10 protein-coding genes are annotated in these 12,055 nt (G+C 63.3%); 6 read left to right on the plus strand and 4 right to left on the minus strand.

What is annotated here, in order from left to right:
- Positions 1-56 precede the first annotated feature (56 nt).
- From GWE18_RS25550 to GWE18_RS25560, 3 genes are all read left to right on the plus strand, one after another.
- Complete coding sequence (locus tag GWE18_RS25550) at positions 57-1,283, plus strand: ABC transporter substrate-binding protein (RefSeq protein WP_275188459.1); 1,227 nt, start codon at positions 57-59, stop codon at positions 1,281-1,283.
- 123 nt (positions 1,284-1,406) lie between these two features.
- Positions 1,407-2,696 carry a glycerate kinase gene (locus tag GWE18_RS25555; protein WP_275188460.1) on the plus strand — a complete coding sequence of 430 codons (1,290 nt, stop codon included), beginning with the start codon at positions 1,407-1,409 and terminating at the stop codon, positions 2,694-2,696.
- A gap of 180 nt (positions 2,697-2,876) precedes the next feature.
- Positions 2,877-5,024, plus strand: a complete 2,148-nt coding sequence (locus tag GWE18_RS25560; RefSeq protein WP_275188461.1) for an EAL domain-containing protein — start codon at positions 2,877-2,879, stop codon at positions 5,022-5,024.
- Positions 5,025-5,142: 118 nt separating this feature from the next.
- On the opposite strand, the gene GWE18_RS25565 is transcribed toward GWE18_RS25560, so the two are convergent.
- Positions 5,143-5,673 (minus strand): MarR family transcriptional regulator, encoded by a 531-nt coding sequence (locus GWE18_RS25565; protein WP_275188462.1) that lies wholly within the window; start codon positions 5,671-5,673, stop codon positions 5,143-5,145.
- Between the two features lie 174 nt (positions 5,674-5,847).
- Between GWE18_RS25565 and GWE18_RS25570 the strand changes: the two genes are divergently transcribed.
- The 3 genes from GWE18_RS25570 to GWE18_RS25580 are packed head-to-tail and all read left to right on the plus strand — an operon-like array spanning position 5,848 to position 9,390.
- Positions 5,848-6,888 (plus strand): branched-chain amino acid ABC transporter permease, encoded by a 1,041-nt coding sequence (locus GWE18_RS25570; protein ID WP_275188463.1) that lies wholly within the window; start codon positions 5,848-5,850, stop codon positions 6,886-6,888.
- Positions 6,889-6,892: 4 nt separating this feature from the next.
- Complete coding sequence (locus GWE18_RS25575; protein ID WP_275188464.1) at positions 6,893-8,662, plus strand: branched-chain amino acid ABC transporter ATP-binding protein/permease; 1,770 nt, start codon at positions 6,893-6,895, stop codon at positions 8,660-8,662.
- The gene (locus tag GWE18_RS25580) at positions 8,659-9,390 is read left to right on the plus strand and encodes an ABC transporter ATP-binding protein (RefSeq protein WP_275188465.1); all 732 of its coding nucleotides are present in this window, start codon (positions 8,659-8,661) and stop codon (positions 9,388-9,390) included. Before GWE18_RS25575 ends, GWE18_RS25580 begins: the two co-directional genes overlap by 4 nt.
- 204 nt (positions 9,391-9,594) lie before the next feature.
- On the opposite strand, the gene GWE18_RS25585 is transcribed toward GWE18_RS25580, so the two are convergent.
- The 3 genes from GWE18_RS25585 to GWE18_RS25595 all read right to left on the minus strand — a co-directional run bounded on the left by GWE18_RS25585 (position 9,595) and on the right by GWE18_RS25595 (position 12,045).
- On the minus strand, positions 9,595-10,746 hold the full coding sequence (locus tag GWE18_RS25585) for an ABC transporter substrate-binding protein (RefSeq protein ID WP_275188466.1): 1,152 nt from the start codon (positions 10,744-10,746) through the stop codon (positions 9,595-9,597).
- A 108-nt stretch (positions 10,747-10,854) separates the two neighbouring features.
- Entirely contained in the window at positions 10,855-11,274 is a 420-nt protein-coding gene (locus GWE18_RS25590; protein ID WP_275188467.1) for a thioesterase family protein, read from the minus strand.
- Positions 11,275-11,283: 9 nt separating this feature from the next.
- Positions 11,284-12,045 (minus strand): SDR family NAD(P)-dependent oxidoreductase, encoded by a 762-nt coding sequence (locus GWE18_RS25595; RefSeq protein WP_057848688.1) that lies wholly within the window; start codon positions 12,043-12,045, stop codon positions 11,284-11,286.
- Between the last annotated feature and the right edge of the window lie 10 nt (positions 12,046-12,055).

Consider the following 12,055-nt stretch of genomic DNA (forward strand, 5'->3'; position numbering starts at 1 on the left):
AGCCTCGTTAAGAGGCCCGACGGTTACATTAAGAAATCAAAACGGGAGAGACAGAAATGTCCGCATTAAAAAAACTGGCTATTCTTTCAGCCGCGTTTGGACTACTTGCCGCGACGTCAGGCGGCGCGCTTGCGCAAAAGAAATACGATCCGGGTGCGAGCGACACGGAAATCAAGATCGGCAACATCATGCCCTACAGCGGTCCGGCTTCCGCCTATGGCGTGATTGCCAAGACCGAGGAAGCCTATTTCAAGAAGATCAACGCCGAGGGCGGCATCAACGGCCGCAAGATCAACTTCATCAGCTATGACGACGCCTACAGTCCGCCGAAGACGGTAGAGCAGGCCCGCAAGCTGGTCGAGAGCGACGAAGCGCTGATCGTGTTCAATCCGCTGGGCACCCCGCCGAACACTGCGATCCAGAAATACCTCAACAGCAAGAAGGTGCCGCAACTGTTCGTCGCTACCGGCGCCACCAAGTGGAACGATCCCAAAAGCTTCCCGTGGACGATGGGCTGGCAGCCCAACTACCAGAGCGAAACGCAGATCTATGCCAAGTACATCCTGAAGAACAAGCCGGACGCCAAGATCGGGATCCTCTATCAGAACGACGACTACGGTAAGGACTACCTGAAGGGCTTCAAGGACGGGCTTGGCGCCAAGGCGGCGTCGATGATCGTGCTGGAGGAAAGCTACGAAGTCTCCGAGCCAACCATCGATTCCCACATCGTCAAGCTGAAGGCGAGCGGCGCCGACGTGTTCATCAACATCACCACGCCGAAGTTCGCGGCACAGGCGATCAAGAAGAACGCCGAGATCGGCTGGAAGCCGCTGCACTTTCTCAACAACGTTTCGGCCTCGATCGGCAGCGTGATGAAACCGGCCGGCTTCGAGAATGCGCAGGACATCATCTCGTCCAATTACCTTAAGGATACGTCCGATCCGGAGTGGAAGAACGACCCTGGCATGAAAGCTTTCGACGAATTTCTGGCCAAATACTACCCCGAGGCCAACAGGATCGATAGCTTTGTGATGTACGGCTACACGGTCGCGCAGGGCCTCGTGCATGTGCTCAAAGCCAGCGGCGACAATCTCACCCGCGAGAACGTCATGAAGCAGGCGGCCAGCATCAAAGGTCTCGAGATCGGCAGCTTGCTGCCGGGTATCAAGGTCAACACCAGCGCTACCGACTTTGCCCCGATTTCGGCGGTCCAGCTTCAGAAGTTCAAAGGCGAGACCTGGGAACGCTTCGGCGAAGTGATTGATGCCGAGGTCGGCGGCTAATCGCAAAATCCGATCGACCGATTGGTAGCCATTAACGCCCCCGCGGGCATCCCGCGGGGGTTTTCTTTTGCAGCGATTGGATGGATAACCTGACTTCCCATCCCTCTTCGTCCCCGGGCAGACATGACCGACCGACGTTCCCTCTTGCGTGCAATCTTTGACGCGGCCGTTGCGGCCGCGCATCCCGACGTCGTGCTCGCGGCGCATCTGCGCCCGGCGCCTAAGGGTAAGGTGATCTGCCTTGCCGCCGGCAAGGGAGCCGCGGCCATGGCGGCTGCTGCCGAGCGGCACTACCTCGATACGCTGGGCCTCGATCCGTCGCGCCTGACCGGCATCGCCACCACACGCCACGGCCACGGCGTGCCGACGCGGCGGATCAGGGTCGTCGAGGCCGGCCATCCGGTGCCGGACGAAGCCGGGTTGAAAGCCGCCGACGAAACGCTGCGTCTCGCCTCTGAGGCAGCCGCGGACGATCTGTTGCTGGTGCTGTTGTCCGGCGGCGGCTCGGCAAACTGGATCGCGCCGGCCGACGGCGTTTCGTTCGCGCAGAAGCAGCAGGTGAACCGCGCGCTGCTGCGTTCGGGCGCGCCGATCGGCGAGATGAACATCGTCCGCAAGCATCTGTCGCGGATCAAGGGCGGCCGGCTGGCCCGCGCCGGGCAGCGCGCTGCCGAGATCGTTACGCTGGCGATCTCCGACGTGCCGCATGACGATCCTTCAGCGATTGCATCGGGACCAACGGTGCCGGATCCAAGCACGCTGGCGGACGCCCGCGCGCTGGTGGCGAAATATAATCTCAGGGTTGACGATGCCGTCAGGCGCGCGCTCGAGGATCCCAGAAACGAGAGCTGCAAGCCCGGCGATGGCGCGTTTGCCCGCGCGCAATTCGAGATGATCGCAAAACCGAAGGCGTCGCTCGACGCGGCAATCAAGGTCGCAAAGGACGCGGGGTATGAAGTCATCGGCCTGGGCGCGGATCTCCAAGGCGAGGCGCGCGATGTCGCGGCTGACCATGCGCGGATAGCGCTGCAGGCGCGCAGCGAGGGCAAGCGCATGGCGATCCTGTCGGGCGGCGAACTCACGGTGACCGTGCGCGGCAATGGCCGTGGCGGCCCCAACCAGGAATATGCGCTGGCGCTGGCGGACCTTCTGAAGGACACAGCGGGGATCGTGGCGCTCGCCGCGGACACCGACGGTGCCGACGGCGGCGCCGGCAGCGCAACCGATCCGGCCGGCGCCGTGATCGACCAGATGACATTTGCGAAGATGAAGTCGCTCGGGCTCTCACCTGCGGCCTATCTCGCCAACAACGATGCGACCGCATTCTTTTCAGCCACCGGTGATCTCCTGCTGACGGGCCCGACGCTCACCAACGTCAACGACGTCAGGGTGATCCTGGTGGATTCCGCCTAGGTTTTCCGGGCGGCTGCCGGCACCCTGTACGTGTGATCACGGCGTTAACGCTCTGTTGAGCAAGCTGCGAGGAACCGGCGCGCATTGGCCGGTCTCGAACATGCAATTCACCAGCTTGGCCTTCTAATGCCCGTTCTCCTGGAGGAGGAGCGCCGCCGATAGCGGCTGGGGAAACGCCATATGACGGATCACGGCCAGATCACCGCCCCGCGGTCGGCGCATTTGAGTGCGCGACTCGAAGAGGCGATCAACCATTTGTCGCTCGGCATCGTCATCTTCGACGAGAAGCGCGAAGTCGTTTTCTGCAACGGTCGTTACAGGGAAATGTACGGGCTCTCGCCTGAACAGGTGAAGCCGGGGACACCGACCCTTGAACTGATCCGGCATCGGCTGAAGCTTGGCCTGAAGTTGCAGGCCGAACCCGATGATTACATCCGCGAGCGCATCGGCCGCGACATCGCACTCGACACCACGGTGCAGGAGTTCACCGACGGCCGGATCATCGCCTACACCGTCTACCCGATGCCCGATGGCGGCGGGATGGCGACCCATGAGGACATCACCGAGCGTGAAGAGCTCAATGCCCGGCTGAAGAAGCAATACGAACTCGGCAAGGAGCAGAAAGAGGCCCTGCGCGTCAGGAACTTCCAGTTCGATACCGCGATCAACAACATGTCGCAGGGGCTTTGCTTCTTCGATTCCGACCATCGCCTGATCGTGTGCAACGATCGCTTTGTCGAGATGTACGATATCGCTCCCGAGCGCGTCAGCCCCGGCATGTCGCTGGTCGAGATCGTCGACCTGCGCTTCGAAGCCGGCAGTTTCCCCGCCATGACGCGGGACGAATATCTGCGCTGGCGCACCAACGTGGCGGTTTCCAACGAAGCCAAAGACAGCATCGTCGAACTGATGAACGGGCGTACCTTCAAGATCCGGCACCGGCCGATGCCCGGCGGCGGCTGGGTCGCGACGCATGAGGACATCACCGAGCAGCGGCAGTCCGAGGTCAAGATCGAGTATATGGCGCACCACGATGCGCTGACTGATTTGGCCAATCGGGTGCTGTTGAACGACCGGCTCCAACACGCGCTCGGCCGGGTTCAGCACGGCGAAATGGTGGCCGTCCATCATCTCGACCTCGATCAGTTCAAGGCCGTGAACGATACGTTCGGCCATCCCTGCGGCGACAAGCTGCTCAGGATCGTCGCTGAACGATTGCGCTCCCTCGTCGGCGAGGCCGATACGATCGCGCGGATGGGAGGCGATGAATTCGTGATCGTGCAGGCCACGATCACGGACCCCGCCGACGCCACTTCCCTGGCGCAGCGCGTCATCGATGCGCTGAGCGAGCCCTATGACATCGACGGCCAACAGGCCGTGATCGGCGTCAGCATCGGTATTTCGGTCGGTCCCGGTGACGGATCGAACCCCGACAAGCTGCTGCGCAACGCCGATCTCGCGCTCTACCGCGCCAAGAGCGACGGCCGCGGCACGTTCCGCTTCTTCGAGCCCGCCATGGACCTGCAGATGCAGACCCGCCGCATCATGGAGCAGGAGCTGCGCAGGGCGCTGCCGAGAGGCGAGTTCGAGCTGCACTACCAACCGGTCGTCAACCTCGCGAGCCAGGAAATCAGCGGTTTTGAAGCCTTGATACGCTGGAATCATCCGACCAAGGGAATGATCTCGCCGGCTACCTTCATTCCGCTGGCCGAAGAGATTGGCTTCATCGTTCCGCTCGGCGAGTGGGTCATCCGGCAGGCTTGCGCCACCGCGGCGCAATGGCCCGGCGACCTTCATGTCGCCGTCAATATTTCAGCAATGCAGTTTCGCAGCCCCGGCCTGATGCAGGTGATCATCAGCGCGCTCGCGGCTTCCGGCCTCGCCCCCACGCGGCTGGAGATCGAAATCACCGAAACCGTTCTGCTCCACAACAAGGAAGCGACGCTCGCGCTGCTGCATCAGTTGCGTGCGCTCGGCATCCGGATCGCCATGGACGATTTCGGCACCGGATATTCGTCGCTGACCTATCTGCAGAGCTTTCCGTTCGACAAGATCAAGATCGACCGTTCCTTCGTCAAGAACATCACCGAGAATTCGAGCTCGCTCAACATCGTGCGGGCAGTAGCCGCGCTCGCCAATGGAATGGGCATGACGGCTACCGCCGAGGGCGTGGAAACCGCGGAGCAGCTCCACAGCATCGCTTCCGAAGGATGCACGGAGATGCAGGGTTTCCTGTTCTCTCGGCCGCTTCCCGCCGCCGAGATCGAGCGGCAATTCCTGTCGGGCCGCGGGCGGCGAGAGGTTCAAGGCCGTATCGTCGCGGCGTGACGGCTATATTGTCATTCCGGGATGGTCCGAAGGACCAGACCTCAGATGCGCAATTGCGCATCGGGGAATCTCGAGATTCCGGGTTCGTGCTACGCACGCCCCGGAATGACGACGTTACTCAAAACTCCGCCGCGATCTTCGACAGCATTGCGAGCAGGGCTACGCGGTTGGCGGGGCCCAGCAATTCGTTGAGGCGCGCCTCGTGCTTGGTGGCAACGAGCTTCTTGGCGCGCGCCAGCACCGCCCTTCCCTTGTCGGTCAGAACCAGGATGTGCGAGCGGCGGTCGTTGGTCGAGCGCATCCGCGCGCAGAGACCGCGGCTCTCCAGCGCATCCAGCATCGATACGAAATTCGGCCTGAGGATGCCGAGCGTGTTGGCGATTTCGGTCTGGTTGCGCCCGGGATTGCGGTCGAGCAACAGCAGCACCGAGAACTGCGCCGGCGTCAGTTGCAGCGGCGCGACGCAGCGCAGGAAATCTTCGAACACCTTGAGCTGTGCACGTTTGAGCGAATAGCCGAGCAGGTCGGCCAGTTCGCCCAGTTGCAGCCCGGCATTATCAGCGGCGCCATCCACAGCGCCGCTCGCAATTTCCTTGCCGTTGCTGCGCGACGGCTTGACGGCATCGGTAGCTGCCTTGGAAACTGTCATGGCGTGAGACTCGCACCCGAAAAAAGGCTTGGCCGGTGGCCGAGGCCTTGATGTTATATTTGATAATTGTTATTGAATATATCAAATATCGGCTGCTTTCAACTGCCGAGATATGGACGGCCGGCCGACCGCGCGAGGTCAGGACCGGCGACGCTTTTAGGGGGAGCGCCAGTCTTGAACACGACGATCATGCTGTTCCTGCTGCAGGACGGCATCACCAATGGTGCGATCTATGCGCTGCTCGGGCTTGCGCTGGTGCTGGTGTTTGCCGTCACCCGCGTCATCTTGATCCCGCAGGGCGAGTTCGTCACGTTCGGCGCGCTGAGCTACGCCATGCTGGCAACCGGTCAGGTGCCAGGCACCGCAAAGCTGGCGCTCGCCATGGGCATCGTCGCCTTCGGCCTCGACCTGTTTGATATCAGGCGGTCGCTACGGCCAACGCGGATTTTACGTGCCTTTGCCTTCAACATCGTCCTGCCCGCCGTCATCCTCGCTCTGACCTACGGCCTTGCCGGCCCCAAGACGCCAATTGCGGTCAACATCGCGCTGTCGCTCCTGATCGTCGCCGCAATCGGGCTGTTCCTCTACCGCATCGCGTTCCAGCCGCTCGCTCATACTTCGGTGCTGGTGCTGCTGATCGCGTCCGTCGGCTGCCATCTCGCTTTGCAGGGCCTGGGCCTGGTGTTCTTCGGCGCCGAAGGCCTGCGCGGCCCGGCGCTGTCCAGCGCGGCGCTGACGATCGGGCCGCTGCGCTTCACCGGCCAGAGCCTTGCGGTCTACGGGCTGACGATTGCCTTCATCGTCGCGCTGTGGCTTTTCTTCGGCTTCACGCTGATGGGCAAGGCGCTGCGCGCCACCGCCGTCAACCGGCTCGGCGCCCGCCTCGTCGGCATCCGCACCACGCTGTCGGGACAGATCGCCTTCCTGCTGGCGTCCCTGATCGGCGCGATTTCCGGGATCCTGATCGTGCCGATCACCACGCTCTATTACGACACCGGCTTCCTGATCGGCCTGAAAGGTTTCATTGCCGCGATCATCGGCGGGCTCGTCAGCTATCCACTGACTGCGGTGGCTGCCTTGATCGTCGGCAGCGTCGAGGCGTTCTCCTCGTTCTACGCCAGCAATTACAAGGAGGTCATCGTATTCACGCTGATCCTTCCCGTGCTGGTGCTGCGTTCGCTCGCAGCGCCCGCGGTCGAGGAAGAGAAGGAATGACGCGATGAATCAGCGAACCCCTCTCATCATCTTCACGCTCGTTATGGCGGCAATCCCGTTCATCCCTGGCGTTCCGCCGTTCTGGATCGTGCTGCTCAACAATATCGGCCTCGCAGCCCTGGTGGCGATGGGGCTGGTGCTGCTGACCGGCGTCGGCGGCCTCACTTCATTCGGCCAGGCCGCCTTTTGCGGCTTCGGCGCCTATACCACGGCGGTATTGACCACCGCCTACGGCTTCTCGCCGTGGCTGACGCTGCCGCTCTCGCTGCTGGTCAGCGGCATCGCCGCGGTCCTGCTCGGCATCGTGACGGTGCGGCTGTCCGGCCATTATCTGCCGCTCGGCACCATCGCCTGGGGCATCGGCCTGTTCTATCTGTTCAGCAAGCTGGAATTCCTCGGCCGCAATGACGGTATCTCGGGCATTCCGCCGCTCTCGATCGGCGGCTTCCGGATGCTCGATCCCGGCACGATCTATTTCGCGATCTGGATCGCGGTGCTGGTCTCGGCGCTGCTGACCATGAATCTTCTGGACTCCCGCACCGGCCGTGCGATCCGCGCATTGCGGCGCGGGCATATCGCCGGCGAAGCGTTCGGCGTGCAGACGCCGCGCGCCAAGCTGCTGGTATTCATCTATGCGGCGGTTCTCGCGGGCCTGTCCGGCTGGCTCTATGCGCATTTCCAGCGTGCCGCCAATCCGACGCCGTTCGGCGCCCAGGCCGGCATCGAGTATCTGTTCATCGCCGTGGTCGGCGGCGCCGGCTACGTCTGGGGCGCGGTGCTCGGCGCAGGTATCGTCGTCGTCCTCAAGGAGATCCTGCAGAGCTACCTGCCCTATGTCTTTGGCGGCCAGAGCCAGCTCGAGACCATCGTGTTCGGCATCCTGCTGGTCATTTTGCTGCAACTGGCGCCGACCGGCGTCTGGCCCTGGCTGATGGCGCGGTTGCCGATCAAGCTGGCCCGCAAGACACCCGACACCTCGCTTCCCCGTGCCGCGCGCATGCGCGCGCCGGCTTCGTCCGCCGCACTGCTGCAGATCGAGAAAGCGCGCAAGCAGTTCGGCGGCGTGATTGCCGTCAACGACGTCTCCTTCGACGTCCGCTCCCGCGAGATCGTCGCCCTGATCGGGCCCAACGGCGCCGGCAAGAGCACGACCTTCAACCTGATCACGGGCGTGCTGACGACGACCGGCGGCACCATCTCGGTGCTTGGCAACAAGGTCGACAACGCCCCGCCGCAGGATGTCGTCAAGCTCGGCGTCGCGCGCACCTTCCAGCACGTCAAGCTGGTGCCCGACATGACCGTGCTGGAGAACGTCGCGATCGGCGCGCATCTGCGAGGCTCTTCGGGCGCGATATCAAGCATGTTCCGGCTCGACCGGGCCGATGAGGCGAAATTGCTGGCGGAAGCCGCGCGCCAGATCGAGCGCGTCGGCCTCGGCGACCAGATCGACCAGTTGGCGGGCAGCCTGTCGCTCGGTCAGCAGCGTATCGTCGAGATTGCGCGAGCGCTGTGCGTCGATCCGCTGCTGCTGCTGCTCGACGAGCCGGCCGCCGGACTGCGTCATATGGAAAAGCAGCGGCTCGCTGCGCTACTCCGTCAGTTGCGCGACGGCGGCATGTCGGTGCTGCTGGTCGAGCACGACATGGGTTTTGTGATGGATCTCGCCGACCGCATCGTGGTGCTCGATTTCGGCACCAAGATCGCCGAGGGCACGCCGGCTGAAATCAAGACCAACCCCGACGTGATCAAGGCCTATCTCGGAGCTGCCGCATGAGTGCGCTGTTATCGGTCTCCGACGCCCACGTTTCCTACGGCAAGGTCGAAGCCGTGCGCTCGGTTTCGCTTCAAGTTGCCGACAACGAGATCGTCACCATCATCGGCGCCAACGGCGCCGGCAAGTCCACGCTGTTGAACGCCATCATGGGCGTCCTGCCGCTGAAGGGCGCCACTGCGTTTGCCGGCATCGACATGGCGCCGCTCGACATCGAGGATCGCGTCGCGGCGGGTCTAAGCCTCGTGCCCGAGCATCGCGAACTGTTCGGCACCATGAATGTCGAGGACAATCTGCAACTCGGCGCCTTCCGGATTCCGAAGGCGACCGCAGCCCATTCGTTCGAGCGCGTCTACACGCTGTTTCCGCGGCTGAAGGAGCGGCGCAAGCAACTGGCCGGCACGCTTTCCGGCGGCGAGCAGCAGATGCTGGCGATGGGCCGCGCCCTGATGGGCGCGCCAAAACTGTTGATGCTGGACGAACCGAGCCTCGGGCTGGCCCCGATCATCGTCGCCGATATCTTCCGCACCATCGGCGAACTGCGCGCCGCCGGCGTCTCGGTGCTGCTGGTCGAGCAGAACGCGCAGGCCGCCCTGCAAATCGCCGACCGCGCCTATGTGATGGAGCTCGGCGAGTTCATCTTGAGCGGATCGGCAAAGGATATCGCGAGCAACCAGCGCGTCGCTGCGAGCTATCTCGGCTTCCAGCACGAGGGCGCGAGCGGGATTTAGGCTCGGCCGCGACAGCCGCACGTTGAAACAGGGTGGGCAAAGGCGCCCATCGCGCCCCGCCCACCCTTGTCAGACCTCATCCTGAGGAGCGGCTCTTCGCCGCGTCTCGAAGGATGAACGGCACCAGCCGGGCCTCATGGTTCGCCCGGCGATGCGAGCATCGTCCGGAGACGGCGCCTTCGCGCCTCCTCACCATGAGGATCCTCACTTCGCCGGGACGTACTTTCCGTCCTTCACGGTCAGGATGATGCGCGAGCGGTCGTCGAGGCCGTAGCGATCCTTTTCGGTGAAGTTGTAGACGCCCTGGCTGGCCGCGATTTCCTTCTCGGACATCAGCGCCAGGCGAATTGCCTCGCGGAATTCCGGCGTTCCCGGCTTCGCCTTCTTCAGCGCCACAGGCACCACGCGCTTGAGCACTTCGAAGGCGTCGTAGGAATGGCCGGCAAACTGGCTGCGGCTGTTGACGCCGTACTTGGCTTCATAGGCGGTATTGAGCGCGAGACCCGGCTTCTTGGTCAGCGCGCTGTCGGGCTGGGTTTCCGGCGACATCACCGGACCGGACGCCATGATCACGCCCTCAGCCGCCGCACCTGCGATGCGGATGAAGTCCATGCTGGCGGCGCCGTGGGTCTGGTAGATCAGGCCCTTGTAGCCGCGCTCGCGCAGCGCGCTCTGCGGCAGCGCTGCGGCGGTGCCGGAGGCGCCGACCAGAATAGCGTCGGGATTGGCGGCGACCAGCTTCAGCACCTGGCCCGCGACCGACGTATCGGGACGAGCGTAGCGCTCTTCGGTCACCATGGTCAGGCCCATCGGAACGGCCTGGGTTTTGAAGTCGTTGACCCAGAGATCACCGTAAGAATCGGAGTAGCCGATATAGCCCACGGTCTTGATGCCGTGCGCCTTCATGTGCTCGTACAGCACCTTGCCCATGATCGGGATCGGCTGCGGCATGGCAACCGACCACTTCATGCGCGCTTCGTTGATCGGGAGCGGCGCAAGGCCGAAATGCGGAATCCCCGCCTCGTTCGCGACGGTGGAGACGGCAACCGTCGGCGGCGTCGTCGAGGAGCCCATGATGATGTCGGCCTTGGATTCCGTCACGAACCGGCGTGCATTGGTGGTGGCCGTCGTCGGGTCACCGCCGTCGTCAAGCACGATGATTTTGATCGGCACGCCGCCGATTTCCTTCGGTACGAAATCGAGCGAGTTGCGCTCGGGAATACCCAAGGCAGCTGCGGGCCCAGTCGTGGTGACGGTGATGCCGATCGTGATTTCGTTGGTCTGCGCAACTGCCGGCGAGCCCGGCAAGGCGAGAGCCGCTACAATTGCTGCAGCGGACAGAAAAGTCTTCTTCATTTATTCCTCCCTGGATTATCTATTTATCGTTTTAAGCAAAATTGGGTGCCTTGTTCAGCCCCTTCTTTAGGTCATGCAGGAGACTGAGTCAGCCCTGAGGTAACTCAGTCAGCCCCGCATGAATCGCTCGATGATCTCCGGCGGCATCGGGGCTGATTTGAGCTTCGCAGGGTCGTCCGGGTGCTTGCCGACCAGCACACGGGTCTCGAACGCCTCGATCGCCAGTGCCTCGCCCTTGAACACGTTGTGGATCACCTCGAAAGAGGATCGCTTGAAACTCTCGATCCGGCTTTCGATTCTGATCCATTCGCCATGGGTCGAGGGGATGTGGAATTTCGCCCGCGTGTCCACCATGGGGATGCCGACCAGGCCATATTTGTGGATGAGGTCCTGCTTCGAATAACCGGCCGCTTCGAACATGATCGACGTGGAATCGTCGAACATCGCGAAATAGCGCGGGTAGTAAACGATGTTGGCGGGGTCGCAGTCGCCCCACTGGATCTGTACGTCGCGCCGGTTGACGAACATGGATTATCCCTAGCGCGGCGCCATGCGAAGCGCGGCATCGAGCCGCACCACTTCGCCGTTCAGGTAAGGATTGTCGATCATGTGCAGCGCCAGCGAGGCGAACTCATCGGCCTGACCGAGGCGGCGCGGGAACGGGATCGAAGCGGCAAGCGAGTCCTGCGCTTCCTGCGGCAGGTTGGCGAGCAGCGGCGTGAGGAAGAGGCCCGGCGCGATCGTCAGCACGCGAATGCCAAACTGCGCCAATTCGCGCGCGATCGGCAGCGTCATGGCGACGATGCCGCCCTTGGAGGCCGAATAGGCGGACTGCCCGATCTGGCCGTCATAGGCCGCGACCGAGGCGGTTGAAATCACCACGCCACGTTCGCCGGTCGCAAGCGGCTCCAGCTTCGACATCGGGGCCGTCGCCAGCCGCAGCATGTTGAAGGAGCCGATCAGGTTGACCTTGATCACCTTGTCGAAATCGCCGAGGGCCATCGGCCCGTCCTTGCCGATCACGCGCTTGGCGACGCCGATGCCGGCGCAGTTGACCAGCACGCGCGCCGGCCCATGGGCCGCCGCGGCCTTGGCGATCGCGGCCTCCGCCGAGGCTGCGTCGGAAACGTCGCAGGTCACGGCGACGCCGCCGATCTCGGCGGCAACGGTTTCGGCAAGCTGGGCGTTGAGATCGCAGATCGCAACCTTGGCGCCCTGCGCCGCGAGCCGGCGCGCGGTCGCCGCGCCCAATCCCGATGCACCGCCGGTGACGATGGCGGCCTGGTCCTTCAACTGCATGGTGCTCTCC

Origin of the sequence: Bradyrhizobium sp. CSA112, assembly GCF_029051645.1 — a bacterium.
Lineage (GTDB): Bacteria > Pseudomonadota > Alphaproteobacteria > Rhizobiales > Xanthobacteraceae > Bradyrhizobium.

Excerpts from the sequence above, each read along its gene's own strand:
- GWE18_RS25595 (WP_057848688.1), bottom strand. The coding sequence starts at position 12,045 with ATGCAGTTGAAGGACCAGGCCGCCATCGTCACCGGCGGTGCATCGGGA.
- GWE18_RS25585 (WP_275188466.1), bottom strand. The coding sequence starts at position 10,746 with ATGAAGAAGACTTTTCTGTCCGCTGCAGCAATTGTAGCGGCTCTCGCC.
- GWE18_RS25580 (WP_275188465.1), top strand. The coding sequence starts at position 8,659 with ATGAGTGCGCTGTTATCGGTCTCCGACGCCCACGTTTCCTACGGCAAG.
- GWE18_RS25565 (WP_275188462.1), bottom strand. The coding sequence starts at position 5,673 with ATGACAGTTTCCAAGGCAGCTACCGATGCCGTCAAGCCGTCGCGCAGC.
- GWE18_RS25555 (WP_275188460.1), top strand. The coding sequence starts at position 1,407 with ATGACCGACCGACGTTCCCTCTTGCGTGCAATCTTTGACGCGGCCGTT.
- GWE18_RS25550 (WP_275188459.1), top strand. The coding sequence starts at position 57 with ATGTCCGCATTAAAAAAACTGGCTATTCTTTCAGCCGCGTTTGGACTA.
- GWE18_RS25575 (WP_275188464.1), top strand. The coding sequence starts at position 6,893 with ATGAATCAGCGAACCCCTCTCATCATCTTCACGCTCGTTATGGCGGCA.
- GWE18_RS25560 (WP_275188461.1), top strand. The coding sequence starts at position 2,877 with ATGACGGATCACGGCCAGATCACCGCCCCGCGGTCGGCGCATTTGAGT.
- GWE18_RS25590 (WP_275188467.1), bottom strand. The coding sequence starts at position 11,274 with ATGTTCGTCAACCGGCGCGACGTACAGATCCAGTGGGGCGACTGCGAC.